22 protein-coding genes are annotated in these 25,907 nt (G+C 59.4%); 15 read left to right on the forward strand and 7 right to left on the reverse strand.

The genetic code is table 11. The annotated features are described in order from the left end of the window. Window positions 1-31: 31 nt before the first annotated feature. On the reverse strand, window positions 32-2,425 hold the full coding sequence (locus B723_RS02060) for a PAS domain-containing sensor histidine kinase (RefSeq protein WP_017341107.1): 2,394 nt from the start codon (window positions 2,423-2,425) through the stop codon (window positions 32-34). 73 nt (window positions 2,426-2,498) lie between these two features. On the opposite strand from B723_RS02060, the gene B723_RS02065 reads away from it, so the two are divergent. Then, window positions 2,499-3,488: an alpha/beta hydrolase family protein gene (locus B723_RS02065; protein WP_017341108.1), complete on the forward strand. Its 990-nt coding sequence runs from the start codon at window positions 2,499-2,501 to the stop codon at window positions 3,486-3,488. A 69-nt stretch (window positions 3,489-3,557) separates the two neighbouring features. Here B723_RS02065 and B723_RS02070 read toward each other — a convergent pair whose 3' ends face one another. From B723_RS02070 to B723_RS02080, 3 genes are read right to left on the reverse strand one after another with little or no spacing between them, the layout of a single operon-like run. Next, entirely contained in the window at window positions 3,558-4,325 is a 768-nt protein-coding gene (locus B723_RS02070; protein WP_017341109.1) for a DnaJ domain-containing protein, read from the reverse strand. A 1-nt stretch (window position 4,326) separates the two neighbouring features. Then, on the reverse strand, window positions 4,327-4,998 hold the full coding sequence (gene murU / locus B723_RS02075; RefSeq protein ID WP_017341110.1) for an N-acetylmuramate alpha-1-phosphate uridylyltransferase MurU: 672 nt from the start codon (window positions 4,996-4,998) through the stop codon (window positions 4,327-4,329). Beyond that, window positions 4,995-6,014 carry an aminoglycoside phosphotransferase family protein gene (locus B723_RS02080; protein ID WP_017341111.1) on the reverse strand — a complete coding sequence of 340 codons (1,020 nt, stop codon included), beginning with the start codon at window positions 6,012-6,014 and terminating at the stop codon, window positions 4,995-4,997. Before B723_RS02080 ends, murU begins: the two co-directional genes overlap by 4 nt. Before the next feature lie 130 nt (window positions 6,015-6,144). On the opposite strand from B723_RS02080, the gene B723_RS02085 reads away from it, so the two are divergent. The 11 genes from B723_RS02085 (at window position 6,145) to B723_RS02135 (ending at window position 20,329) form a co-directional block, all read left to right on the forward strand. Continuing rightward, window positions 6,145-8,943 carry an LPS-assembly protein LptD gene (locus B723_RS02085; protein ID WP_017341112.1) on the forward strand — a complete coding sequence of 933 codons (2,799 nt, stop codon included), beginning with the start codon at window positions 6,145-6,147 and terminating at the stop codon, window positions 8,941-8,943. After that, entirely contained in the window at window positions 8,924-10,240 is a 1,317-nt protein-coding gene (surA, locus tag B723_RS02090) for a peptidylprolyl isomerase SurA (protein ID WP_017341113.1), read from the forward strand. The genes B723_RS02085 and surA overlap by 20 nt, the downstream gene beginning before the upstream one ends. Then, window positions 10,237-11,226, forward strand: coding sequence for a 4-hydroxythreonine-4-phosphate dehydrogenase PdxA (gene pdxA, locus B723_RS02095; RefSeq protein ID WP_017341114.1), 990 nt, complete (start codon window positions 10,237-10,239; stop codon window positions 11,224-11,226). The genes surA and pdxA overlap by 4 nt, the downstream gene beginning before the upstream one ends. Continuing rightward, complete coding sequence (rsmA, locus tag B723_RS02100; protein ID WP_017341115.1) at window positions 11,223-12,041, forward strand: 16S rRNA (adenine(1518)-N(6)/adenine(1519)-N(6))-dimethyltransferase RsmA; 819 nt, start codon at window positions 11,223-11,225, stop codon at window positions 12,039-12,041. Before pdxA ends, rsmA begins: the two co-directional genes overlap by 4 nt. Window positions 12,042-12,162: 121 nt before the next feature. Continuing rightward, the gene (apaG, locus tag B723_RS02105) at window positions 12,163-12,543 is read left to right on the forward strand and encodes a Co2+/Mg2+ efflux protein ApaG (protein WP_017341116.1); all 381 of its coding nucleotides are present in this window, start codon (window positions 12,163-12,165) and stop codon (window positions 12,541-12,543) included. Then, on the forward strand, window positions 12,543-13,424 hold the full coding sequence (locus tag B723_RS02110; protein ID WP_017341117.1) for a symmetrical bis(5'-nucleosyl)-tetraphosphatase: 882 nt from the start codon (window positions 12,543-12,545) through the stop codon (window positions 13,422-13,424). The genes apaG and B723_RS02110 overlap by 1 nt, the downstream gene beginning before the upstream one ends. 33 nt (window positions 13,425-13,457) lie before the next feature. Continuing rightward, entirely contained in the window at window positions 13,458-13,787 is a 330-nt protein-coding gene (gene glpE, locus B723_RS02115; protein WP_017341118.1) for a thiosulfate sulfurtransferase GlpE, read from the forward strand. Window positions 13,788-14,084: 297 nt separating this feature from the next. Next, complete coding sequence (locus B723_RS02120; protein ID WP_017341119.1) at window positions 14,085-16,007, forward strand: PrkA family serine protein kinase; 1,923 nt, start codon at window positions 14,085-14,087, stop codon at window positions 16,005-16,007. 204 nt (window positions 16,008-16,211) lie between these two features. Continuing rightward, a complete protein-coding gene (locus B723_RS02125; RefSeq protein WP_017341120.1) occupies window positions 16,212-17,483 on the forward strand; it encodes a YeaH/YhbH family protein in 1,272 nt (423 codons plus the stop codon). Beyond that, window positions 17,480-19,042 carry a SpoVR family protein gene (locus B723_RS02130; protein WP_017341121.1) on the forward strand — a complete coding sequence of 521 codons (1,563 nt, stop codon included), beginning with the start codon at window positions 17,480-17,482 and terminating at the stop codon, window positions 19,040-19,042. Before B723_RS02125 ends, B723_RS02130 begins: the two co-directional genes overlap by 4 nt. A gap of 63 nt (window positions 19,043-19,105) precedes the next feature. Beyond that, a complete protein-coding gene (locus B723_RS02135) occupies window positions 19,106-20,329 on the forward strand; it encodes a multifunctional CCA addition/repair protein (protein WP_017341122.1) in 1,224 nt (407 codons plus the stop codon). Window positions 20,330-20,418: 89 nt separating this feature from the next. Here B723_RS02135 and folK read toward each other — a convergent pair whose 3' ends face one another. Both folK and folB read right to left on the reverse strand, forming a co-directional pair. Beyond that, complete coding sequence (gene folK / locus B723_RS02140; RefSeq protein WP_017341123.1) at window positions 20,419-20,937, reverse strand: 2-amino-4-hydroxy-6-hydroxymethyldihydropteridine diphosphokinase; 519 nt, start codon at window positions 20,935-20,937, stop codon at window positions 20,419-20,421. Next, window positions 20,928-21,284: a dihydroneopterin aldolase gene (folB, locus tag B723_RS02145; protein ID WP_017341124.1), complete on the reverse strand. Its 357-nt coding sequence runs from the start codon at window positions 21,282-21,284 to the stop codon at window positions 20,928-20,930. The genes folK and folB overlap by 10 nt, the downstream gene beginning before the upstream one ends. Before the next feature lie 74 nt (window positions 21,285-21,358). Between folB and plsY the strand changes: the two genes are divergently transcribed. Then, the gene (gene plsY, locus B723_RS02150) at window positions 21,359-21,928 is read left to right on the forward strand and encodes a glycerol-3-phosphate 1-O-acyltransferase PlsY (RefSeq protein ID WP_017341125.1); all 570 of its coding nucleotides are present in this window, start codon (window positions 21,359-21,361) and stop codon (window positions 21,926-21,928) included. Window positions 21,929-21,951: 23 nt separating this feature from the next. On the opposite strand, the gene tsaD is transcribed toward plsY, so the two are convergent. Further along, window positions 21,952-22,977 carry a tRNA (adenosine(37)-N6)-threonylcarbamoyltransferase complex transferase subunit TsaD gene (gene tsaD, locus B723_RS02155; RefSeq protein ID WP_017341126.1) on the reverse strand — a complete coding sequence of 342 codons (1,026 nt, stop codon included), beginning with the start codon at window positions 22,975-22,977 and terminating at the stop codon, window positions 21,952-21,954. 199 nt (window positions 22,978-23,176) lie between these two features. On the opposite strand from tsaD, the gene rpsU reads away from it, so the two are divergent. Together rpsU and dnaG are read left to right on the forward strand one after the other, a co-directional pair. Then, window positions 23,177-23,392 (forward strand): 30S ribosomal protein S21, encoded by a 216-nt coding sequence (rpsU, locus tag B723_RS31815; protein WP_002551877.1) that lies wholly within the window; start codon window positions 23,177-23,179, stop codon window positions 23,390-23,392. Between the two features lie 481 nt (window positions 23,393-23,873). Then, window positions 23,874-25,853 carry a DNA primase gene (gene dnaG / locus B723_RS02165; protein ID WP_017341127.1) on the forward strand — a complete coding sequence of 660 codons (1,980 nt, stop codon included), beginning with the start codon at window positions 23,874-23,876 and terminating at the stop codon, window positions 25,851-25,853. The last annotated feature ends 54 nt before the right edge of the window (window positions 25,854-25,907 follow it).

The raw sequence follows: 25,907 nt of genomic DNA on the forward strand, positions 1-25,907 counted from the left end.
CAGCGCAGGAGCTGCCGAAGGCTGCGATCTTTTAGCGGTCCAGCGGCACGCGCACACTCAGGGTCGTGCCCTCACCCGGCTCACTTTCAAGCGACAACTGCCCACCCATGATCAACACCCGCTCGCGCATACCGACAACCCCAAAGGATGTCGGCCTTCCGCTAGCGGGGACAAATCCTACGCCATCATCGCTGACGGTCAGGCACAACTCGTCACCTTCCAGCGCCAACGTCAGTTCGACAGTATGCGCCTGGGCATGGCGCATGACATTGGTCAGCGCCTCCTGAAGGATCCGGAACAGGCCAATCGCCTTGGCATCACTGAGCACCGGCAAGTTGTCCGGCACCTGCACCAGACATGGAATCTGCGTGCGCGCCTCGAAGCGTCGGGCCTGCCATTCGATGGCCGAGGCAATGCCGGCATCGAGAATCGGTGGGCGCAGCGCTGTAGCAACATCGCGCACCAGCTGGAACAGCTGAGCGATCAAGCGCTTCATGCTATTCAATCGTTCGTTCAGACCAGGGTCGAGCTGGGCGTAGGCCAATTCGCACATGGACGTTTCCAGCTTCAACACGGTCAACATCTGACCCAGCTCGTCGTGAACTTCCCGGGCGATACGGCCCTTTTCCTCTTCCCGCACGCTCTCCAGGTGCGCCGACAACTCACGCAGTTGCTCGCGGGAGCTGGCCAGTTCCAGTTCGATACGCTTGCTCTCGCTGATGTCCCAGACGATACCGTCCCAGACATAGGCGCCATCTTCGAGACGCCGAGTGATGGCTTTGATCTCGGCCCAGCGCTGCTCGCCCTGACGCGTGAGAATCCGCCCCTGCCAGGACCAGTCGCTGTCAGTGTCCAGGGCGTGATCCTGCGTCCGGTGGTAGCTGGCCTTGTCGTCCGGGTGCACCAGGCTGCGCAGCCCCTTGTCGCGATGGGCCAGGGTCGCCGGCGAATAACCCACCAGGCTCTCGCTGCCTTCGCTGATGTAGGCAAAGTCGATTTGCCCCGTCACCGGCGCCCGCTCCAGGCGAAAGACCAATCCCGGCACGTTGGCGGCGATCCCTTGCAGGCGTGCCTCGCTTTCCTGCAACGCGGCCAGGGCGCGACGGCGCTCTGTCACGTCATTGAGGTAGACCACCAGGTATTCGCCGTCGCGGAAACGCAAGAAGCTCAACGACACATCCGTCGGCAAAAGGCTGCCATCGGCCCGCAGGCAATTGGTTTCGAAACTTTGCGGGCCTTCTTCGCTGGCGCGGGCGCGTTTCCACAGGTTCAGCCAGCGGTCCATGTGCAGACCGGGCTCGAAGTCGATCAGCGGTCGGTCAATAATGCCGCCCGCCGGATAGCCGAGCATGGTTTCGGCGGCCCGGTTGGCATAGCGCACATGGCTGTCCCAGTTGACCCAGAGAATGCCGACGGTGCTCTGATCGATGGAAAACTGCGTGAGGCGCAACGCTTCCTCACTGGCGGCTCGCAAGGCAATGTCTTCCCGCGCCGCTAACAGACGATGCTCCAGGCTGTGCTGCTGCCGACGCTGCCAGAACACAATCGCCATACAGCTCAGCATCAGCACCGCCAACAGCAGACTGAGGTTCTGCCAGAAACCCGGGGACTCCGTCAGTCGCGGGTACTTGGGTTGCAGCCATTGATTGTGCAGTTGCTCCAGATCCTTGGCCGGGATCGCTCGCAGCGCGCTTTCGACAATGCCGGCGAGTTCCGGCCAGTCCCGCCGCGTGGCCACGCGCAGCAATTGCGGCAGACCGATGTCGCCGACCACTACCAGCCCGGAGAACTCCGGCTCGACAGACAGCCGCCCCAACTGTGCTTCGTCGACCACGGCGTAACTGGCCTGCTGACTCAGCAACAGTTGCAAGGCCTGGCGTTCGATCGGGACGCCCTGGAGGTTCAGGTGCGGGTAATTACTGCGCAGGTAATCGGCGGTGGCGCTGGGCATGCGCACGGCAACGCGGGTCTGGCTGTCGAGTTTTTCCAGCTCCACCCCGCCGGCCGTCTTCTGGTCGCTGACCACCAGTTGCGGCACCCGCATGTAAGGGTCGGAAAACTGCCACAGGCGCAGGCCACCGGGGGTTTGCGCCAGCCCCGGCGCGAGGTCGATTTCACCTTCACGGGCGGCGGCCTCCAGCTGCGCGAGATCGGGAAAGTTGCGCCAGCTGAGCTCGACCTTGAGCGACTTGGCCAACCACTTCATCAACTCGACGTTGACCCCGGACAGCCGCTGCAAGCGGCGATCGTATTGCGCATAGGGCACTTGCAACACCAGTCCGACGCGCAATTCGCCATGCTGCGCCAACCACTCCTGCTGACGTGCGGACAATTGTGCGACGTGGGTCGGTGGCGCAGGCGCCGCCCAGCCCATCAAGGGAAACCACAAACAGCCGATAACCCACAGGCAGCGAAAACGCTTCATCGAAGTCTCACACACTGACAAATACTGACCAACCCATTAGGCTGCCGGAATAACTTCTGGCCTGGAATATCCGATGCCCCCTGTCTACCGCCTGGCACTGCCAGCATTGTGCCTGTCGCTGATCCTGCCTTGCGCCTTTTCCGTCCAGGCCGCCGATCCCGCACCCGCCGCCGCGGAAAAATCCGCAGAGGAAAAACCGGTCGAACGTCAGCCGTTGCTTGAGCGTAGTCAGGAAGAAGCAACAGCACTTGAGCGAAAAATTCCCGCTCAGGAACAACAACAGCTACAGGCCGGCAGCGACACTTTTCTGGCCTTGTGGAAGCCGGCCAATACCGCTGACCCCAAGGGTGCGGTGATTATCATCCCGGGCGCAGGCGAAACCGTTGACTGGCCGCAAGCAATCAGCCCCCTGCGACGCAAACTGCCCGACGCCGAGTGGAGCAGCCTGAGTATCACCTTGCCCGACCTGCAAAGCGATGCCATTGCGCCACGTACCGTCGAAGTCGCGCCAACACCCAAGGCGCCTGACGTCGGCAGCAAGGACTCGACAACCGCCGCCCCTATCGAGCAAGCGGCTGGCGGTGAGGCGGAAGTCGTCGACAAGGCCATCGCCGAAACCGGCGACGAGCAGGCCAAGGCCGACGCCGAGCGAATCTTCGCACGCATTGATGCGGCCATTGCCTACGCCGAACAACAGAGCGCTCGCCGCATTGTGGTGCTCGGGCATGGCACCGGCGCGTACTGGGCCGCACGTTACCTGAGTGAGAAGCAGCCCTCGCAAGTCGAGAAATTCGCGATGGTCGCCGCCCAGACGCCCGTTGCGGCAAAGCCCGAACTGGCTGAATTGACGCCGACCCTTAAATTGCCGACGGCCGACATCTTCTACATGGACAAGCCGCTGGACCGCAACGCGGCGCTGGAACGCTTGCAGGCCAGCAAGCGTCTGAAGGCTTCGGCGTTCAGTCAGGTATCACTCAAGGCGTTGCCGGGGAATAGCAAGGCTGAGCAGGAGCAGTTGGTGCGGCGGGTGCGGGGTTGGTTGAATCCTCAGCCGGCGGACTGATAAACCGCGGTGCGCCTTTCGCGAGCAAGCCCGCGAAGGCGTCAGTGCTGTCGATACAGAACTCACCGGCTAGCGAAAATCCCGCCGCTGACGGATCAACGTGTAGGCGGTATGCAATTCGCGCGTCTTGTCTGTTGCTTCGCGCACCTGCAACGCCGACGCCCCGCTGCCGGCAATCTTGTCTGGATGATGGCGACTCAGCAGACGTCGATAAGCGCGTTTGATCTGCGCCGGCTCGGTGGTGGCGGACACGCCCAGTATCAGCAGCGCTTGCTGATAAGTGATGGCATTGCTGACTTGCGCTTGCTTATGCGGCTCATAATCCGCCGCCAATGCCTGCACCTGATACGACCTCCAGCCCAACCATTTACCCCATTGGGCAATCAGCTCGCGCTCGGCATGACCGGCGTGGCCATCGGCCCAGATCATCCGCCAGCAGGCGCGCAACACACCTTCCGCCGCATGGGGCTGTGCACTCAAGCGCCGCAGATAGCCGCGCAACCGGTCATGCCCCGACTTGCCGCGGTTGAACGCCATAATCGCCCGGCGTTTTGCCACTTCGCTCATTTCCAGCGCCTGCATTTCCTGACGCGCCTGCTGAATATGACCTTCGACTACCCGCCCGTCACACTTGGCCAACCGCCCCAGCAACACGAAAAGCAGTTCATCGTTACGCAGCACCGGACGGCCACCGAGCGCTTCGCGCAAATGCCCCCAGCTCTGCAGTTTCAAACGCCGATCCAGCGCCTGCCCCAACAACGCGCCGAGCATGGCCCCCGGAATGCTGGCGATGGCAAAGCCCGCTCCGGCTCCAATCAGAGTCCCTGGCCACAGCATGTCAGCGACTCGCTTCAATCAGCGTTTCGACTTCAGCCAGACGCTCGTGAGTGCCGACATCCACCCAACGACCATTCAACCGCTCACCCGTCACCTGTCCGTCAGCCATGGCTTTTCGCAACAGCGGTGCAAGCTTGAAAGCGCCGGCCGAGCAGCCGTCGAACAACTGCGGATGCAACACCGCGATGCCGCTGTAAGTCAGGGTCGGTGTTTCAGGCTGGCCATCGTGCACTTGCCCGTCGACCAGAGTGAAATCGCCCGCCGGATGGTGGTTCGGGTTATCCGCCAGCACCAGATGAGCAAGGCCGTTGATAGGCTGATGCAGCACGCTGAAGTCGTAGTCGGTCCAGATGTCACCGTTGACCACCACAAACGCCTCATCACCCAGCAACGGCAACGCACGGAATATCCCGCCACCGGTTTCCAGTGGCTCACCTTCCGGCGAGTACTGAATGCTCACGCCATAGGGCGAGCCATCACCCAGATAGTCTTCGATCTGCTGACCCAACCATGCATGGTTGATCACGATCTCGGTAAAACCGGCGGCGGCCAGCGCACGCAAGTGGTACTCGATCAATGGCACGCCGCCGGCACGAACCAGCGGTTTGGGCGTCGTCAGGGTCAACGGGCGCATGCGTTCGCCCTTGCCCGCGGCCAGAATCATTGCCTTCATGCAGTCGCTCCAGCACGCAGACTGAGGAGCAGCACATCCAGCTCAGCCAATTCAGGGCGGCGAGCGATCACGGCATCTATATAAGCAAAGAACCGCGGCACGTCGGCCAGGTAACGCGGTTTACCGTCGCGGTGACAGATGCGCGCGAAGATGCCGATGACTTTCAGGTGACGCTGCACGCCCATCAGGTCACTGGCGCGCAAGAAGTCTTCGAAGTCCGGCTGAACCGGGATGTCCAGGGCGCCCGCTTGCTGCCAGTAATCTTCCAGCCAGCCGCGCACACGTTCCTCGGGCCAGCTCAGGAAAGCGTCCTTGAACAGGCAGGTCACGTCGTAGGTCACCGGGCCGTAGACCGCGTCCTGGAAATCCAGCACACCGGGATTCGGCTCGCTGAGCATCAGGTTGCGCGGCATGTAGTCGCGATGCACCAGCACTTTGGGTTGCGCCAGCGCACTGTCGATCAACAGCTCGGTCACGTTCTTCCAGAGTATTTGTTGCGCAGCGTCGAACTCGATGCCCAACTCACGCTTCACGTACCACTCAGGAAACAATTCCAGCTCGCGACGCAACAGCGCCACGTCGTAACTCGGCAGCGGCGCAACCATCGGCAATTGCTGAAAAGCGAGCAGTGCCTGCAAGGCATCCTTGAACAAATCGTCGGCGTTTTCGCTGTCGATGACATCCAGATACGTCTGGTTGCCGAGGTCGTTGAGCAAAAGAAAACCGCGTTCGAGGTCTTCGGCATAAATTTTCGGCACATTTATTCCGGATTTCGCCAGTAAAAAAGCGATATCCACGAAGGGTTTGCAGTTTTCCTGGGGCGGTGGCGCGTCCATTACGACGAAACTTCTGCCTGCGCCTTCCCAGCGAAAATAGCGCCGAAAACTCGCATCACTGCTGGCCGCGGTCAACGTGGCCGGGGGTACGGCGCCCCAACCTTGCTCTGCAAAGAGGGTCGCCAACTGCTCATCGAGCCAAACTTTCAGGTGTTGCAAACGTACATCTTGGTCAGGCATTGCAAGGGTCTCCGACGGCGCTAGCCGTCAAGCGGGTCATGCTTTATTATCCAGCATCTTTTTCAGACCATCGAGAGGCGTGCGGCCCACACCGCGGGCAGATGGCACGCAGGAAGCCCGGACTAATAAGATGGCATTGAAATCCCCCGCGTTTCGTAAAAAATTTCCGTTGTTGGTTACCGGCAGTCTGCTGGCCCTGCAACCTCTAGCCACTTCATTCGTGGTCGCCGCGGAACAGTATGACTGCTCAGTCTCTGCTTCGGGTGCCTGGGACTGTGCGCCAAAGACGCCGGCGGCTGCATTGCCACCGCGTCCCGTCCATGACGGCAGCGCAGTCTCCGCGACCGGTGAAGCACCGGCCGAGAGCGGCGCCAGTGAAGACACTGGCCCCAAGACTGCGCTGGTCACCGAAGCCAAAGGCCGCGGTCTCAAGTCACGTAGCGAAGACTACAGTCACCTCGACTGGGTTCCGCGCGAGAAGCTCACTGCAGCGCAATTGGCCGAAACCGGTCCTTATTGCTCTGGTTCCTATATCGAACCGATTCGTCCTGGCATGAATGACAAGACGAATAAAAGTGACGCTCCGACCTTTGTCGGCGCCAAGGCCTCCCGCTATAAGCAGGACGAGCAGATTGCCACCCTGGCGGGCGACGTGGTCTTGCGCCAGGGCAGCATGCAGGCTGAAGCCGACGAAGCGAACCTCTATCAGGCCGAGAGCCGTGGCGAGCTGGACGGCAACGTACGCATTCGCGACAACGGCGCGCTGATCGTCGGCGACCACGCCGAAGTACAGCTCGACACCGGGGAAGCCAAGGTCGACAACGCCGAATACGTGATGCACAAATCCCGTATCCGCGGTAACGCGCTGTACGCCAAACGTGCCGAGAACGCGATCATCCGCCTCAAGGATGGTACGTACACCACGTGCGAACCGAACAGCAACGCCTGGCAGCTCAAGGGCAACAACATCACCTTGAACCCGGCCACCGGTTTCGGTACCGCCACCAACGTGACGCTGCGGGTCAAGGACATTCCGGTTCTGTACACGCCGTACATCTATTTCCCGATCGACGACCGTCGTCAGTCCGGCTTCCTGCCGCCGACCATCGGCACTGGCAGCGATACCGGCTTCCTGCTCGTCACGCCGTACTACTTCAACCTGGCACCGAACTACGATGCCACGTTGTACCCGCGCTACATGAGCAAGCGCGGCCTGTTGATGGAAGGCGAATTCCGTTACCTGACCAAATCCAGCGAAGGTCAGTTCGGCGCCGCGTACCTCAATGATGACAACACCGATCGCAGTCAGCAGACCGACTACGAAAAAACCCGCTACATGTACAACTGGCAACACAAGGGCGGTCTTGACTCTCGCGTTTTCACCCAGGTCGATTACACCAAGATCAGCGATCCGTATTACTTCCAGGATCTGCAGACCGATCAGATTGGCGTGAAAAGCGACGATTACGTCAACCAGCAGGGTTCCGTCACCTACCGTGGCGACAGCTACACCGCTCGTTTGAACGCCCAGGCGTATCAGCTAGCAACCGTTTCGAACATCACGCCGTATGATCGTTTGCCGCAGCTCACCTTCAATGGTCAGTTGCCGGTGCATCCGCAAGGCTTGAATTTCGACTACGAAACAGAAATCGTACGGTTTGAGCGGGATCTGGAAACAGGTCAGTTTTCCGATGAAAACGGCGTCCTGTCGCCTCGCCTGGACACCAACGTGGCAGGCCTGGCGCGTGCCAACGGTAATCGTCTGAACCTCAAGCCAGGTGTGAGCCTGCCTTTGGATTGGACGTATGGTTTCGTGAAGCCATCGCTCAAGTATCAGTACACTCAGTACGACCTTGATCTTGATGGCACCGGCAAGAACGATCTCCTGACGAATCGCAATAACGCCTCGGCCCTCGGCGAGTCGTTCAGCAGTTCGCAAAACCGTGGCGTCCCGATTGCGAGCATTGACAGCGGCCTGTATTTCGACCGCGACACCACCTGGTTCGGTAAAAACTATCGCCAAACCCTGGAACCTCGCCTGTTCTACCTCTATGTACCTGAGGAAGACCAGAAGGACATCCCGGTCTTCGACACCGGCGAATACACCTTCAACTATGCGTCTCTGTTCCGCGACAACCGCTTCTCCGGCTCCGACCGCGTCGGCGACGAGAACAAACTGTCGCTGGGCGTGACCAACCGCTGGATCGAGGAAGACGGCTTCGAGCGCCAACGCATCAGCGTCGGCCAGGCCTTGTATTTCAAGGATCGCGAAGTCCAGTTGCCGGGTATCGATGCAAAAACCCGCGACGATGCGAATGCCAATGTTTCACCGTATGCGCTGGAATACGAATACCGCTGGAACCGCGATTGGCGCACGACCGCCGATTACAACTGGGACCCGGACAGCCGCAGCCCTCGCTCGGGCAGCGCGATGTTCCACTACCAGCCTGAAGACAACCCGAACAAGGTCATCAACGCCGGCTATCGCTATCGTAATGACCAGGTCCGTTACGACCAGAACACCGGCAAGTGGTCGGTGGGCGGTGGTGACTACGGCACTCCGGGCACCCCGGGCTACGTGAAGGACTACTACAAGATCCAACAGCACGATTTCTCGGTGATCTGGCCGATCGTGCCGCAGTGGAACGCCATCAGTCGCTGGCAGTATGACTACAACCGCAACCGTACCCTGGAAGCCTTCGGTGGTTTCGAGTACGACAACTGCTGCTGGAAACTGCGCCTGATCAATCGGTACTGGGTGTCGTATGACGAGTTCAGTCAGAACGCCCCGGAAAACGAAAAAGGCGACCATGGCATCTTCCTACAAATCGTTCTGAAAGGTCTCGGCGGCCTCACCGGCGCCAAAGTAGAGAGCTTCCTCGACAAAGGCATCCAAGGTTATCGTGAACGTGAAGACCAAGCTTTCTGATTGTCTGCGCCCGCTCGTGCTGGGCGCGCTGTTCCTGGGTACTGCGGCGAATGCCGCGGTACAGTCCATCGATAGAGTGGTGGCCATTGTCGATAACGACGTGGTCATGCAGAGCCAACTGGACCAGCGCGTTCATGAAGTTCAGCAAACCATCGCCAAACGCGGCGCTTCCGCGCCGCCGGCCAGCGTGCTGGACCAGCAGGTGCTTGAGCGTCTGATCGTCGAGAACCTGCAACTGCAGATCGGCGAACGCTCCGGTATTCGCATTACCGATGAAGAGCTGAACCAGGCCGTCGGCACCATTGCCCAGCGCAATAACATGTCGATTGAACAATTCCGTGCCGCCCTGACTCGCGACGGTCTGTCCTACGACGACGCCCGTGAGCAGATTCGCCGCGAAATGATCATCAGCCGTGTGCGTCAACGCCGTGTGGCCGAACGCATCCAGGTCTCCGAGCAGGAGGTGAAGAACTTCCTCGCTTCCGATCTTGGCAAGATGCAGCTGTCCGAAGAATTCCGTCTGGCCAACATCCTGATTCCTACGCCGGAAAGTGCCAATTCCGAAGCGATTCAGAATGCGGCGAAACAGGCTGATGCGGTTTACCAGCAGCTCAAGCAAGGCGCTGACTTCGGTCAGTTGGCAATCGCCAAATCCGCCAGCGAAACCGCACTGGAAGGCGGCGATATGGGCTGGCGTAAAGCCGCTCAATTGCCGCCTCCGTTCGATCGTATGCTGAGCACCATGGCGGTTGGCGACGTTACCCAGCCAATGCGCACGCCGGGCGGCTTCATCATCCTGAAGATCCTCGACAAGCGTGGTGGCGAGACCCAGACACGTGACGAAGTGCACGTGCGTCATATCCTGGTCAAACCAAGCCCGATCCGCGACGAAGCAAAAACCAAAGCCTTGGCGCAATCGCTCTATAGCCGTATCGAAGCGGGCGAAGATTTCGGCGAACTGGCGAAAAACTACTCGGAAGATCCGGGTTCCGCCCTCAACGGTGGCGACCTGAACTGGATCGATCCGAATGCATTGGTGCCTGAATTCCGCGAAGTGATGGCCAACACCCCGCAAGGTCAGCTGTCCAAGCCGTTCCAGACTCAATATGGCTGGCACGTTCTGGAAGTCCTTGGCCGTCGCGCCACCGACAGCACCACCCAGGCCCGTGAGCAGCAAGCCATGACCGTACTGCGTAACCGCAAATACGACGAAGAGCTGCAAACCTGGCTGCGTCAGATCCGTGACGAAGCGTACGTAGAGATCAAACTTCCTGGTGCAGACCAGGCAGCGCAGTGAAACCCAAGCGTTTCGCGCTGACACCCGGTGAACCGGCCGGCATAGGTCCTGACCTGTGCCTGCTGCTCGCCTCGCAAGCCCAGCCACACCCCCTGATTGCCATTACCAGTCGCGACCTGCTCACAGAGCGGGCCGCGCAGCTCGGTGTGGTTGTCGATTTGCTGCCAGTCACGCCTGGTGCCTGGCCGGATGTACCCGCACCAGCCAACAGCCTGTATGTCTGGGATACGCCGCTTAGTGCGCCAGTCATTGCCGGTCAACTCGACAAAGCCAATGCGGCTTTCGTTCTGGAAACCCTGACCCGCGCGGGTCAGGGCTGCCTGGACGGGCATTTTGCCGGGATGATTACCGCCCCTGTGCACAAGGGTGTGATCAATGAATCAGGCATCGCCTTTTCCGGTCATACGGAATTTCTCGCTGACCTGACGCATACCGCACAGGTGGTGATGATGCTCGCGACTCGCGGATTGCGCGTAGCCCTGGTCACCACTCACCTGCCCCTTCGCGAGATCGCCGATGCAATCACGCCGGAGCGTCTGGAACGGGTCACGCGGATTCTGTACGCCGACCTGCAAGAAAAATTCGGCATCGCCCGGCCACGCATCCTGGTCTGCGGGCTCAACCCGCACGCCGGTGAAGGTGGACACCTGGGCCATGAAGAAATCGACATCATCGAACCTACATTAGAGCGCCTGCGCGGCGAGGGCATGGACCTTCGCGGCCCCCTGCCCGCCGACACTCTGTTTACCCCCAAATATCTGGAGCACTGCGACGCGGTGCTGGCGATGTACCACGACCAGGGCTTGCCCGTGCTGAAATACAAAGGCTTCGGCGCGGCAGTCAACGTGACCCTCGGCTTGCCGATCATCCGCACCTCGGTCGACCACGGCACTGCCCTGGACCTGGCCGGCAGCGGTAAAATCGACACCGGCAGCCTGCAAGTCGCCCTGGAAACCGCCTACCAGATGGCCGAGACCCGTTTATGACCGAGCATTACCAACACCGGGCGCGCAAGCGTTTCGGCCAGAACTTCCTGCATGATGCCGGCGTTATCGACCGCATCCTGCGCTCCATCCATGCCAAACCCGAAGACCGCCTGCTGGAAATCGGCCCTGGCCAGGGTGCGCTGACTCAAGGCCTGCTGAACAGCGGTGCCCAGTTGGACGTGGTGGAGCTGGACAAAGACCTGATCCCGATCCTCAACCAACAGTTCGCCGGCAAGAGCAACTTCAACCTGCATCAGGGTGACGCGCTGAAGTTCGACTTCAACAGCCTGAACGCCGCACCGAACAGCCTGCGCGTGGTTGGCAACCTGCCATACAACATCTCTACGCCGCTGATTTTTCACCTGCTGAACAACGCGGGCATCATCCGCGACATGCACTTCATGCTGCAGAAAGAAGTGGTCGAGCGTCTGGCGGCAGGCCCTGGCGGCGGTGACTGGGGTCGCCTGTCGATCATGGTCCAGTACCACTGCCGCGTAGAGCACCTGTTCAACGTTGGCCCGGGCGCGTTCAACCCGCCGCCTAAAGTCGATTCGGCCATCGTACGCCTGGTGCCACACGCAGTACTGCCACACCCGGCCAAGGATCACCGCCTGCTGGAGCGCGTCGTGCGCGAAGCCTTCAACCAGCGCCGCAAGACCCTGCGCAACACCCTGAAATTGCTGCTGAGCAACGACGAAATCACCGCCGCCGGTGTCGACGGCAGCCTGCGTCCTGAACAGCTCGATCTGGCCGCCTTTGTGCGCCTGGCCGACAAGCTCAGCGAACAAGTCCTACAGAAGCCCGCCGCCGACTGACAGGCAACAAGCGTTATCGGGTAGGACACCAGCCCCCATGTCTGGTTTACTACCCGATACTTGGCCTAGACTGAGACATCAGCTACGCCCCGCGCCCCGCTTCGTTTTTAAGGCCTCTTGCATGTCCGATTCTCGTTATCAGGTCGACGTCAGCGTCGTCACCCGCTATCTGGCAGAACAATCGCAACCCGAGCAAAACCGCTTTGCCTTCGCTTACACCATTACCGTGCACAACAGTGGCGAGTTACCGGCCAAGCTGTTGTCCCGGCACTGGGTCATCACCGATGGCGACGGACATGTCGAAGAGGTTCGCGGTGCCGGCGTCGTGGGTTTGCAACCGCTGATCCTGGCCGGCGGCGACCACACCTACAGCAGTGGCACAGTGATGACGACCAAGGTCGGCACCATGCAAGGCAGCTATCAAATGATTGCCGAGGACGGTAAGCATTTCGACGCCATCATCGCCCCATTCCGCCTGGCGGTGCCTGGGGCCCTGCACTGATGGCGACGTATGCCGTAGGCGACCTGCAAGGGTGCCTCGACCCCCTGAAATGCCTGCTTGAGCAAGTCGCCTTCGACCCTGCCCGGGACAAACTGTGGCTGGTCGGCGATCTGGTCAACCGTGGTCCGCAATCGCTGGAAACCTTGCGCTTCCTTTATAGCCTGCGCGAGTCACTGGTATGCGTACTGGGCAACCACGACTTGCACTTGCTGGCTGCCGGCCACAACATCGAACGCCTGAAGAAAGCCGACACCCTGCGCGAGATTCTTGAAGCGCCAGATAGCGCGGAACTGCTGGAGTGGGTGCGCCAGCAAAAGCTCATGCATTACGACGAACAGCGCAACATCGCCCTGGTCCACGCCGGCATACCGCCACAATGGTCGCTGCGCAAAGCCTTGAAGTACGCCGCCGAGGTCGAAGAGGCGCTGCGCGACGACAACCGTTTTGCGCCTTACCTCGATGGCATGTACGGCAACGAGCCGTTGAAGTGGGACAGTGATCTCAAAGGTGTAACCCGCCTGCGCGTGATCACCAACTATTTCACCCGCATGCGTTTCTGCACCAGCGAAGGCAAGCTGGACCTCAAGAGCAAGGAAGGTCTCGACACTGCACCGGAGGGTTACAAACCCTGGTTCCAGTTCAAGGAGCGCAAGACCAAGGGCGTGAAGATCATCTTCGGCCACTGGGCAGCACTTGAGGGCCAGTGCAACGAGCCGGGCATCTTAGCCCTCGACACCGGTTGCGTCTGGGGTGGTTCGATGACCCTGATGAACGTCGACACCTTTGAACGCCTGCAGTGCAAATGCGACGAGCATGGCCATGCCCTGCCGCCAGTCGCCTCCCCTATTCCCGAACAAACGTCAGCCAGCGCCCAGCGCTAGACTGCGCTTTCAGCCGAGCCACAGGAGCCCGCCATGAGCGAATTCAAACGCATCCCCCCAGAACAGGCCCAGGCCCTGCGCGAACAAGGCGCGGTGGTGGTCGATGTTCGAGATCCTGCAACATATGCCGCACTGCATATCGCCGGCTCGAAGCATCTGGACAACGTCTCCATCTCGGATTTCATCCGCGCCGCCGATCTTGATGCACCGACGGTCGTGGTCTGTTATCACGGCAATTCCAGCCAGAGCGCGGCGGCCTACCTGATCAGCCAGGGTTTCTCCGACGTCTACAGCATGGATGGCGGTTTTGAGCTGTGGCGTACGACTTATCCTTCGGAAACAGCACAAGGCTCTTCCGAATAATTTTTTTGTAACGCGCAAGCCCCCGGCTCCCGCGGGCTAGCGCCGTGGCAGACGAACGGTCAGCCACAACTAATTACGTATCCGCCCTTTACCTCCTGAATTCCCAACTATCCTTAAGCGCAGGCCATCCAAAACAGGGGAGAGCCGGTACACCGGCGCGCGGATCATCGGGAGTAGCTTTCGGAGTCGTCAGCTTCGAGAGAGTTCTGGGGGGTAAACAGCAACTGCCTGTTCGGTTGCTGCCAGCATCGACTGAATGATCCGGCGTCGGCTCCACGTATCGAGCGAGGTGACGTCATGAGTATCTTTAGCCACTTCCAACAACGCTTCGAGTCCACACGCCAGGAAGAACTCTCGCTACAAGAGTACCTGGAGCTGTGCAAAAACGACCGCAGCGCCTACGCTTCCGCCGCCGAGCGTCTCTTGCTGGCCATCGGAGAACCGGAGCTGCTCGACACCTCGACCAACTCGAGGCTTTCGCGAATCTTTTCCAACAAGGTAATCCGTCGCTATCCGGCCTTTGAAGACTTCCACGGGATGGAAGAATGCATCGACCAGATCGTCTCGTATTTCCGCCACGCCGCTCAGGGCCTGGAAGAGAAGAAACAGATCCTCTATCTGCTCGGCCCTGTCGGTGGCGGTAAATCGTCCCTGGCCGAGAAGCTGAAACAGCTGATCGAGAAGGTGCCTTTCTACGCGATCAAAGGCTCGCCGGTTTTCGAATCGCCCCTGGGTCTGTTCAACGCCACTGAAGATGGCGCGATCCTCGAGGAAGACTTCGGCATTCCGCGACGCTATCTCAACACCATCATGTCGCCATGGGCCACTAAACGCCTGGCCGAATTCGGTGGCGACATCAGCCAGTTCCGCGTGGTGAAACTCTATCCGTCGATCCTCAACCAGATCGCCGTGGCCAAAACCGAGCCGGGAGATGAAAACAACCAGGACATCTCGGCACTGGTGGGCAAGGTCGATATCCGCAAACTGGAAGAGTTCCCGCAGAACGACGCCGACGCCTACAGCTACTCGGGCGCACTGTGCCGGGCCAACCAGGGCCTGATGGAATTCGTCGAGATGTTCAAGGCGCCGATCAAGGTGCTGCACCCATTGCTGACCGCCACCCAGGAAGGCAACTACAACAGTACCGAAGGCCTGGGGGCGATTCCGTTTACCGGGATCCTGCTGGCCCACTCCAACGAATCGGAATGGCACACCTTCCGCAACAACAAGAACAACGAAGCCTTCATCGACCGGATCTACATCGTCAAAGTGCCGTACTGCCTGCGGGTCAGCGACGAAGTGAAGATCTACGACAAGCTTCTGTTCAACAGTTCTCTGGCCAAGGCGCATTGCGCGCCGGACACCCTGAAAATGCTGGCCCAGTTCACCGTGCTTTCACGCCTGAAGGAGCCGGAAAACTCCAACATCTATTCCAAGATGCGGGTGTATGACGGTGAAAACCTCAAGGACACCGATCCAAAGGCCAAGTCGATCCAGGAATACCGCGACAATGCGGGTGTCGACGAAGGCATGAACGGCCTGTCGACGCGCTTCGCGTTCAAGATTCTGTCGAAGGTCTTCAACTTCGATCCGCACGAAATCGCCGCCAACCCGGTGCACTTGCTCTACGTGCTGGAACAACAGATTGAACAGGAGCAATTCCAGGCCGAAACCCGTGAACGCTACCTGCGGTTCCTCAAGGAATACCTGGCGCCGCGTTATATCGAGTTCATCGGCAAGGAAATCCAGACCGCCTACCTCGAGTCTTACAGCGAGTACGGCCAGAACATCTTCGATCGTTACGTGCTGTATGCCGACTTCTGGATCCAGGACCAGGAGTATCGCGACCCGGAAACCGGCGAGATTCTCAACCGCGTGGCACTGAACGAAGAACTGGAGAAAATCGAAAAACCGGCCGGCATCAGCAATCCGAAGGATTTCCGCAACGAAATCGTCAACTTTGTGCTGCGCGCCCGAGCCAACAACAACGGCAAGAACCCGACCTGGCTCAGCTACGAAAAACTGCGGGTGGTCATCGAGAAGAAAATGTTCTCCAACACCGAGGACCTCCTGCCGGTCATCAGCTTCAACGCCAAGGCCAGCAAAGAGGACCAGCAGAAGCACAACGACTTCGTCACACGGATGGTCGAGCGGGGCTACACCGACAAACAGGTACGACTGCTGTCCGAGTGGTACTTGCGGGTCAGAAAATCACAATAACCCGCTGCCGGTCAGACCGGTTGTCGTCAGCCAGAGACCTGTGTGCGCATTTTCTGTTACACAGGCCTCTGGAAGGTGTTCGAAAGTCGGTAGCGAGTTCAGGCAGCATCCAAAGCGCTTGGGGGAGCGTTGAATATCCCTTGGCTCCCGGTCCGATGCTGCATCACCGCTCGCCCCTTTCAGGACAGCTTCTAAGGAGCAGTCATGAGCTATGTGATCGACCGACGTCTCAATGGCAAGAACAAGAGCACGGTGAACCGCCAGCGGTTTCTGCGGCGTTACCGTGATCACATCAAGAAGGCTGTCGAAGAGGCAGTCAGCCGGCGTTCCATTACCGATATGGAACACGGCGAGCAGATCAGCATTCCCGGCCGCGACATCGACGAGCCGGTGCTTCACCACGGTCGCGGTGGCAAGCAGACCGTCGTACACCCGGGCAACAAGGAATTCTCCAGCGGCGAGCACATCGCCCGTCCACCCGGAGGCGGCGGTGGCAGAGGCCCGGGCAAGGCCGGCAACTCGGGTGAAGGAATGGACGAATTCGTCTTTCAGATCACCCAGGAAGAATTCCTCGAGTTCATGTTCGAGGACCTTGAGCTGCCGAACCTGGTCAAGCGTAACCTGACCGGCACCGATACCTTCAAGACCGTACGCGCCGGGATCAGTAACGAAGGCAACCCGTCGCGGATCAACATCATCCGCACCTTGCGTTCGGCCCATGCACGGCGCATTGCCCTGTCCGGCAGCAGCCGGGCGAAACTGCGTGAAGCCAAAGAGGAATTGCTGCGGCTGAAGCAGGAAGAACCGGACAACTTCGGCGATATTCAGGAAATCGAGGCAGAAATCGAAAAACTCAGTGCGCGCATTCATCGCGTACCGTTCCTCGATACCTTCGACCTCAAGTACAACCTGCTGATCAAGCAACCCAACCCCAGCTCGAAGGCCGTGATGTTCTGCCTGATGGACGTGTCCGGCTCCATGACCCAGGCAACCAAAGACATCGCCAAGCGCTTCTTTATCCTGCTGTACCTGTTCCTCAAGCGTAACTACGACAAGATCGACGTCGTGTTCATCCGCCACCACACCAGCGCCAGGGAGGTCGATGAGGAAGAGTTTTTCTACTCCCGCGAAACCGGCGGCACCATCGTTTCCAGCGCGTTGAAACTGATGCAGGAGATCATGGCCGAACGCTATCCGAGCAACGAGTGGAACATCTATGCCGCGCAAGCCTCCGACGGCGACAACTGGAATGACGACTCGCCAATCTGCCGTGACATCCTGATCAACCAGATCATGCCGTTTGTGCAGTACTACACTTACGTTGAGATCACCCCGCGCGAACACCAGGCCTTGTGGTTCGAATACGAACGCATCGCCGAAGCCTTTTCTGACACTTTTGCCCAGCAACAACTGGTCTCGGCCGGGGATATCTATCCGGTCTTCCGTGAACTCTTCCAGCGCAGGTTAGTGACATGACCGCCAAAGAGCAGAAGCGCCAACCCATTTCCACCGGCTCTGAATGGACGTTCGAGCTGATCCAGGCCTACGACCGCGAAATCAGCCGTATCGCGGCTCGCTACGCCCTCGATACCTACCCCAACCAAATCGAAGTGATCACAGCCGAGCAGATGATGGACGCCTACGCCTCTGTGGGCATGCCACTGGGGTATCACCACTGGTCATACGGCAAACACTTCCTCAGCACCGAGAAATCCTACTCTCGCGGCCAGATGGGGCTGGCCTACGAGATCGTGATCAACTCTGACCCGTGCATTGCCTATCTGATGGAAGAAAACACCATCTGCATGCAGGCCCTGGTGGTGGCCCATGCCTGCTACGGGCACAACAGTTTCTTCAAAGGCAATTACCTGTTCCGCACCTGGACCGACGCGAGTTCGATCATCGATTATCTGGTGTTCGCCAAGCAGTACATCATGCAATGCGAAGAGCGCCACGGCATCGATGCGGTCGAGGACCTGCTGGACTCCTGCCATGCGCTGATGAACTACGGGGTAGACCGCTACAAACGCCCTTACCCGATATCCGCCGAAGAGGAACGTCGTCGGCAAAAGGATCGGGAAGAGCATTTGCAGAAGCAGATCAACGATCTGTGGCGCACCATTCCAAAAGGCGCGGACAAGTACAGCGACAAGGACAACGCGCGCTTCCCCGCCGAACCTCAGGAAAACATCCTGTACTTCATCGAAAAACATGCGCCGCTGCTGGAACCGTGGCAGCGCGAGATCGTACGCATCGTGCGCAAGATCGCGCAGTACTTCTATCCACAACGCCAGACCCAGGTGATGAACGAAGGCTGGGCCACGTTCTGGCATTACACCTTGATGAACGATCTGTACGACGAAGGCCTGGTCACCGACGGTTTCATGATGGAGTTCCTGACGTCCCACACCAGCGTGGTCTTTCAGCCGGGTTTCGACAGCCCGTACTACAACGGCATCAACCCCTACACCCTGGGCTTTGCGATGTACCGGGACATCCGGCGCATGTGTGAACACCCGACCGAAGAGGATTACCGCTGGTTCCCGGAAATCGCCGGTACCGATTGGCTATCGAGCATCAAGTTCGCCATGAGCAGCTTCAAGGATGAGAGTTTCATCCTGCAGTACCTTTCACCCAAGGTCATCCGCGACCTGAAGTTGTTCAGCATTCTCGATGACGACCAGAAGGACGATCTACTGGTGCCGGCCATTCACGATGAAGACGGCTACCGCACGATCCGTGAAACCCTGGCAGCGCAGTACAACCTGGGCAATCGCGAGCCCAACATCCAGATCTACAGCATCGACCGCCGTGGCGACCGTTCCCTGACCCTTCGTCACCAGCAACACGACCGCAAACCGCTGGGCGAGTCTACCGAGGAAGTGCTCAAGCACTTGCACCGTCTCTGGGGCTTCGACATTCACCTGGAAACCCTGCAAGGGGATCAGGTGATGAAAACCCACCATGTTCCGCCCAGAAGCGAGCACAACGAAGGCGATTACGGCCGGCTGGACCTGGCTGTCATCCATCTTTGATCCGGTTTCTGCCTCCGGAAGTTCGACGCAACGGTTATTCTGTCGAGCTAACGGAGGTTTTTTATGCAGATTTATAAAGTCGGCGGTGCGGTTCGTGACCGGCTGCTGGGCAAGCCTGTCACCGATATCGACTGGGTCGTGGTCGGGGCCACCACTGAAGAAATGCTCGCCAAGGGCTTTCGCCCGGTAGGAGCGGACTTCCCGGTGTTTCTTCATCCGAAAAGCGGTGAGGAATACGCCCTCGCCCGGACCGAACGTAAAAGCGGACGCGGCTATGGCGGCTTCACCTTTCACGCCAGCCCCGAAGTGACGCTTGAAGAAGACCTGATCCGTCGTGACCTGACAATCAACGCCATGGCCGAAGACGATCAGCAGAAGCTGACCGACCCCTATCACGGCCAACGCGACCTTGAGGCTCGCTTGCTTCGTCACGTTTCCCCCGCGTTTGCCGAAGATCCCCTCCGTGTTCTGCGTGTTGCGCGCTTCGCCGCACGATATGCCGAGCTCGGCTTTACCGTTGCACCAGAGACGCTGGAGCTGATGCGTGAGCTCAGCGAGTCAGGAGAACTCGAAGCGCTGACAGCAGAACGCAGCTGGAAGGAAATTTCCCGCGCACTGATGGAAGATCAGCCACAAGTGTTCATCCAGGTACTGCGCGACTGCGCCGCGCTGAAGGTGCTGATGCCGGAAGTCGACGCACTGTTCGGTGTCCCGCAGCCCGAAGCCCACCACCCGGAAATCGACACGGGCGCCCACACCTTGAGCGTGCTCGAACAAGCCGCACTGCACAAACAGCCGCTGACTGTGCGCTGGGCCTGCCTGCTGCATGACCTGGGGAAAGGACTGACGCCGGAAGAAGAATGGCCCCGGCACATCGCACACGAACACAAGGGCCTGAAGCTGATCAAAGCAGTCAATGAACGCTTCAAGGCGCCGAAGGACTGTCAGGAGCTGGCGCTGCTGGTGGGCCAATTTCACACTCACGGGCATCGCGCTCTTGAGCTAAAGCCTTCGACCTTGCTGGAGTTGTTGCAGAGTTTCGATGTTTACCGTCGGCCACAGCGGTTTGAAGAGTTTATTGCGGCGTGTGAAATGGACGCACGTGGGCGCAAAGGGCTGGAGCAGAGAAGTTATCCACAGGCGGATTATTTGCGTGGCGCGGCGAATGCTGCGCGAAGCGTGGCGGTTCAGCCGTTGCTGGAGAAGGGATTCAAGGGGCCGGAGCTGGGTGAGGCGATCAAGCGCGAGCGGCTCAAGGCGCTGAAAGCCTACAAGGAGCAAATCTAAGCAAGATCAAGAGATCGCAGCCTTTGGCAGCTCCTACACAGGAATATGCGTTTCTCTGTAGGAGCTGCCGGAGGCTGCGATCTTTTGCCTTAAAGGAAACTGGACGGGGTCAGCTGCACGCCGCGCCACTCAAACGCCACTGGCGCCAACACTTGATCAATCTGCGCTTCACTCCACAACGTCGCGAAGCTTTTGCCCACACCCGGATGCACACGATCCGGCGCAATCAGCGACAACGGCCACAGCACAAAGGCATTTTTCAGAATCTCGGCACGCGGCAGAATCAAACCATCGAAGTTGCCCACCAGGTCGCCGAACAGCAACACGTCGATATCCAGTGGCAAACCCTTGCGGTCCGGCGCATAGCGGCCATTGTCAGCCTCAATGAATTTCAACCGGCGGTCCAACTCCATCAGCGGCAGATCGGTGTAAGCCGAAACCACAAAATTGAAGAACGGCCCGCTCTTGATCCCCACGGGCTGGCTTTCGAACACCGCCGAGCAGCGTATATCCACCAGAAAACCCGCCAGGGCTTCCAGGCCAGCCTGCAAATGGGTTTCGCGCTCGATATTGCTACCGAGCCCGAGATACACCTGAGTCAGCGACATCCGCGCTCGATCTCCACGCCCACACCATCGGTGGCCGCCGGGACGGCGCCTGGCTTGGTCAACTTGAGGCGCATCCAGGTGATGTTGAATTCGCTCATCAGCACTTCCACCAGTCGCTCGGCAAAGGTCTCGACCAGCTGGAACTGCGCCTGCTCGGCAAAGGCCTGGATGCGCGACGAAACGCTCGCGTAATCGAGCGCCAGGGTCAGGTCGTCACCGGCCGCGGCCGGGCGATTATCCCAGGCGAAGCTCAGATCAAGACGCAGGCACTGTCGGATGCCACGCTCCCAGTCGTAGGCACCAATCACGGTGTCGACTTCCAGGCCCTCGATAAACACTCTGTCCAAGCACTCTTCTCCGCTGCACGACAAGGGCGCAATGCGCCGTTAGAATCAGGGCGTCCTCGCCCGGAATAGTTAGCATGTTTTGGTTACTGGCGACCTTCGCCTACCTGCTCGGCTCTCTGTCCTTCGCCATTTTGCTCAGCCGCCTGACCGGTAACCCCGATCCGCGAATGAGTGGCTCGGGCAATGCCGGCGCCACCAACATGTTGCGCCTGGCCGGCAAGAAACTCGCCATCCTGACCCTCATCGGCGACCTCTGCAAAGGCCTGCTGCCGGTGTTGATCGCAGGCATTGCGGGCCTTTCGCTGCAAGAACAGGCCTGGATCGGCGTTTGCGCCGTCATCGGTCACCTGTTCCCCCTGTACTTTCGCTTTCGCGGCGGCAAGGGCGTCGCCACCGCCGCTGGCATGTTGCTGGGCCTTTACCCGCCTGCGGCCCTGCTGGCAGTCTGCGCGTGGCTGCTGACGTTCTTCCTGACCCGCACCAGCTCACTCGCCGCCCTGATCGCCACACCACTTACCCTGCCGCTGCTGGCCTGGCAAGAACCGGCGGCATTGCTGCCCATGAGCGCACTTACGGGGCTGATCGTCTGGCGTCATCGCGGCAATCTACGCGACCTGTTTGCCGGGCGCGAACGGCATTTTTAGATACCGCACGTGAGCGCCGCTCATCACAGCCCCGACAATTGCTCCATCGGCCAGCGCGCCTGAACGCTGATCGCCAGGCTTTCATGCTGACCGGCCTGCAAACGCTGGCAGCCAGCGAACGCGATCATCGCGCCATTGTCGGTGCAGAACTCCGGACGGGCGTAAAAGACGTCGCCCTTCAGGTCGCCGAGCATTTTCTCCAGAGAAGAACGCAGCGCCTTGTTCGCGCTGACGCCGCCAGCGATCACCAGACGCTTCATACCCGCCTGTTTCAGGGCACGCTTGCACTTGATGGTCAAAGTCTCCACCACGGCCTGCTGGAACGCCAGCGCGATGTCGCAACGGGCTTGCTCGCTGTCGTCCCCGGCGTTGACGCTCTGCTGCCAGGTGTTCAGGGCAAATGTCTTCAGGCCGCTGAAGCTGAATGCCAGACCCGGGCGGTCGCACATCGGACGCGGAAAGGTGAAACGCCCTGCAACGCCCTGTTCCGCCAGGCGAGCGATTTCCGGACCGCCCGGATAATTCAGCCCCATCATCTTTGCCGTCTTGTCGAACGCTTCACCGGCCGCATCATCAAGGGTCTCGCCCAAGAGCGTGTATTGACCGATCCCGTCGACCTGAACCAGCTGCGTATGACCGCCGGACACCAACAAAGCGACGAACGGGAACTCTGGTGGTTTCGACTCCAGCATTGGCGCCAGCAAGTGGCCTTCCATGTGGTGCACGCCGAGGGCCGGAATGCCCCAGGCAAAGGCCAGCGCCTGAGCGCAGGAAGCCCCCACCAGCAGCGCACCAACCAGCCCGGGACCCGCGGTGTAAGCAATCGCATCGATCTCGGTCGGCACGCAGTCAGCTTCAGCCAACACCTGACGAATCAAGGGCAGCATGCGTTTGACGTGATCGCGCGACGCCAGCTCCGGCACCACGCCACCATAGGCGCGATGCAGGTCGATCTGGCTGAACAACGCATCGGCCAGCAGGCCGCGTTCACTGTCGTATAATGCGACACCTGTCTCGTCGCAAGAGGTTTCTAAGCCCAGTACTAGCATGGGTTTGCGCCCTGTTTAGGCTGAATTCGAAGGCGCGCATAATAGTCGCCACGGGATGCGCCGACTAGCGGTTTTCGATCAGAGGCTTTGCATTCCGGTCGATGAGGGGTTAACATCCGCAACCCTTAAAAACCGACGTCTTCAAGTGCTCTTTTGCCGCGAGGATGTTGACCCCGGTAATGAATGAAGGTAGCTCTGGATGCCAGCCGTCAAAGTAAAAGAGAACGAACCCTTCGACGTAGCTCTGCGTCGTTTCAAGCGCTCCTGCGAAAAAGCCGGTGTACTGGCTGAAGTTCGTAGCCGCGAATTTTACGAGAAGCCAACTTCTGAGCGTAAGCGCAAAGCAGCAGCCGCTGTTAAGCGTCACGCCAAGAAAGTTCAGCGCGAACAGCGCCGCGCCGTTCGTCTGTACTAATACACAGACGATCGTAGCAAGCTTCTGCCAAGCCCGGCCCTCAGCCGGGCTTATGGCATTTGCGGAAATCGCTTGATGCTTCACCGTCAAAGCCGCACATGCGACCGAGACAAACCCGCTTCACAGCGTCAGACCTGGCTCTTTTGCCAGCGGTGCACGTCTTTTCTGACGAGCCTTCCAAGGCTACTGACGAGCACACCCACTGATTCCTCTCACGACGATCAGCCCAAGGCACCTTCTTGCGTGCCCGCTTATGAGCTATCCGAGGCCATCGACTGGCCGCAGCGGATTCAGCGAAACACTTTCAAATAGTCGAATACTGATTGGCATTAACGTCAGTGGATTTTCGGCAGATACACTTCCCGACAGCGATTACGCAGACGACACTGGTCGAGCCGCACATTTTGCGCGCCTCAAACTACGACCTGTATTCGGCCGCCCTTCGTTTCGGGTCCATTTCAGCGCAGATGACGAGAACGCCATGGCCGGGCTAATTCCCCAGAGCTTCATTGACGACCTTCTGAACCGCACCGACATCGTCGATGTGGTCAGCTCGCGCCTGCAACTGAAAAAGGCCGGCAAGAACTACACTGCCTGCTGCCCGTTCCACAAAGAGAAAACCCCCTCCTTCAGCGTCAGTCCCGACAAGCAGTTCTATTACTGCTTCGGCTGCGGCGCTGGCGGAAACGCCCTCGGCTTCATGATGGACCACGACAACCTGGACTTCATCCAGGCTGTCGAAGAACTGGCCAAAGCCGCCGGCATGGAAATCCCCCGCGAAGAAAGCGGCCGGCCGCACAAACCGCGGCAGCCGACCGATTCGCCGCTATACCCGCTTCTCACCGCCGCAGCCGATTTCTACCGCCAGGCACTGAAAAGCCATCCATCGCGTAAAGCCGCTGTGGATTACCTGAAGGGTCGCGGACTGACCGGCGAGATTGCCCGGGATTTTGGCCTCGGTTTCGCCCCGCCTGGCTGGGACAATCTGTTCAAGCACTTGAGCAGCGACACCCTGCAACAGAAAGCCATGGTCGATGCCGGCCTGCTGATCGAAAACGCCGAAACCGGAAAACGCTATGACCGCTTCCGCGATCGCGTGATGTTTCCGATCCGCGACAGCCGCGGGCGCATCATCGCTTTCGGCGGCCGGGTACTGGGCGATGACAAACCGAAATACCTGAACTCACCGGAAACCCCGGTATTCCATAAGGGCCAGGAACTCTACGGCCTTTATGAAGCACGCAAAAACAACCGCAATCTCGATGAAATCATCGTCGTCGAAGGCTACATGGATGTCATAGCCCTCGCCCAACAAGGCTTGCGCAATGCCGTCGCCACGCTGGGCACCGCCACCAGCGAAGAGCATTTGAAACGACTGTTTCGCGTTGTGCCCAACGTGTTGTTCTGCTTCGACGGCGACCAGGCTGGCCGCAACGCCGCGTGGCGAGCGCTGGAGGCCACCCTGCCCTGCCTGCAAGACGGGCGCCGTGCACGTTTCCTGTTCCTGCCTGAGGGCGAGGACCCGGACACGCTGGTCCGCTCCGAAGGCACTGACGCGTTCCGCGCGCGAATCAATCAGCACGCACAGCCACTGGCAGATTATTTCTTTCAGCAGCTGACCGAGGAATCCGATCCGCGCTCGCTCGAAGGCAAGGCCCACATGGCCACCCTCGCCGCGCCGCTGATCGACAAGGTCCCGGGTGCGAACCTGCGCATCCTGATGCGTCAGCGCCTGACCGAAATCACCGGCCTCAGCGGCGAGGCCGTGAGCCAACTGGTACAAAGCGCGCCTCAAGACGCGCCACCGGCCTACGACCCGGGCATCGATTACGACGCCATGCCGGACTACAGCGACTACCATCAGCCGCAGGCACAAGAGATGTATGTGCCGCAGCAGGAATGGACGCCGAAGAAACCCGGTGCCGGCGGCAAGAAATGGGACAAGAAACCCTGGGACAAGAATGGCAAGCGTGGCGGTGATCGCGATCAACCGAGCGCTCCGCGCACACCGATTGCCGTGGAAGCCCCGACACTGATTGCACTTCGCACGCTCATTCATCACCCGGAACTGGCCGGCAAGGTAGAAACCGCCGATCACTTCGCCAATGAGAGCAACACCTACGCACAACTGCTGGTGGCCCTCATCGAGGCGGTGCAAAAAAATCCTAAGCTAAACTCAATTCAGTTAATGGCCCGCTGGCACGGGACAGAACAGGGACGTCTGCTCAAAGCATTGGCGGAAAAGGAATGGCTGATTAAGGGCGATAACCTTGAACAACAGTTTTTAGACACCATTACTAGGCTATCAGCCGGTCAACACACCGATAGCCTTGAAGCACTTATCAGAAAAGCAAGGCAGCCAGGATTGACCGCAGAGGAAGCAAATCAGATCGCAAATCAGATGCGCGACCTATTAAAACGCAATATGGCTACACCAAACCCGACCTCAACTGGCGCGTGAGGTCATAGCTCAGGTATAATCCTCGGCTTGTTTTTTGCCCGCCAAGACCTTCAG

The sequence above is a fragment of the Pseudomonas fluorescens NCIMB 11764 genome, from assembly GCF_000293885.2.
Lineage (GTDB): Bacteria > Pseudomonadota > Gammaproteobacteria > Pseudomonadales > Pseudomonadaceae > Aquipseudomonas > Aquipseudomonas fluorescens_B.

Coding starts and splice junctions, on each gene's coding strand:
- B723_RS02080 (WP_017341111.1), bottom strand. CDS start 6,014: ATGCCTGACCAAGATGTACGTTTGCAACACCTGAAAGTTTGGCTCGAT.
- B723_RS02110 (WP_017341117.1), top strand. CDS start 12,543: ATGGCGACGTATGCCGTAGGCGACCTGCAAGGGTGCCTCGACCCCCTG.
- B723_RS02125 (WP_017341120.1), top strand. CDS start 16,212: ATGAGCTATGTGATCGACCGACGTCTCAATGGCAAGAACAAGAGCACG.
- B723_RS02065 (WP_017341108.1), top strand. CDS start 2,499: ATGCCCCCTGTCTACCGCCTGGCACTGCCAGCATTGTGCCTGTCGCTG.
- dnaG (WP_017341127.1), top strand. CDS start 23,874: ATGGCCGGGCTAATTCCCCAGAGCTTCATTGACGACCTTCTGAACCGC.
- murU (WP_017341110.1), bottom strand. CDS start 4,998: ATGAAGGCAATGATTCTGGCCGCGGGCAAGGGCGAACGCATGCGCCCG.
- B723_RS02085 (WP_017341112.1), top strand. CDS start 6,145: ATGGCATTGAAATCCCCCGCGTTTCGTAAAAAATTTCCGTTGTTGGTT.
- B723_RS02060 (WP_017341107.1), bottom strand. CDS start 2,425: ATGAAGCGTTTTCGCTGCCTGTGGGTTATCGGCTGTTTGTGGTTTCCC.
- B723_RS02135 (WP_017341122.1), top strand. CDS start 19,106: ATGCAGATTTATAAAGTCGGCGGTGCGGTTCGTGACCGGCTGCTGGGC.
- apaG (WP_017341116.1), top strand. CDS start 12,163: ATGTCCGATTCTCGTTATCAGGTCGACGTCAGCGTCGTCACCCGCTAT.
- B723_RS02120 (WP_017341119.1), top strand. CDS start 14,085: ATGAGTATCTTTAGCCACTTCCAACAACGCTTCGAGTCCACACGCCAG.
- folK (WP_017341123.1), bottom strand. CDS start 20,937: ATGTCGCTGACTCAGGTGTATCTCGGGCTCGGTAGCAATATCGAGCGC.
- plsY (WP_017341125.1), top strand. CDS start 21,359: ATGTTTTGGTTACTGGCGACCTTCGCCTACCTGCTCGGCTCTCTGTCC.
- tsaD (WP_017341126.1), bottom strand. CDS start 22,977: ATGCTAGTACTGGGCTTAGAAACCTCTTGCGACGAGACAGGTGTCGCA.
- B723_RS02070 (WP_017341109.1), bottom strand. CDS start 4,325: ATGCTGTGGCCAGGGACTCTGATTGGAGCCGGAGCGGGCTTTGCCATC.
- rpsU (WP_002551877.1), top strand. CDS start 23,177: ATGCCAGCCGTCAAAGTAAAAGAGAACGAACCCTTCGACGTAGCTCTG.
- glpE (WP_017341118.1), top strand. CDS start 13,458: ATGAGCGAATTCAAACGCATCCCCCCAGAACAGGCCCAGGCCCTGCGC.
- rsmA (WP_017341115.1), top strand. CDS start 11,223: ATGACCGAGCATTACCAACACCGGGCGCGCAAGCGTTTCGGCCAGAAC.
- B723_RS02130 (WP_017341121.1), top strand. CDS start 17,480: ATGACCGCCAAAGAGCAGAAGCGCCAACCCATTTCCACCGGCTCTGAA.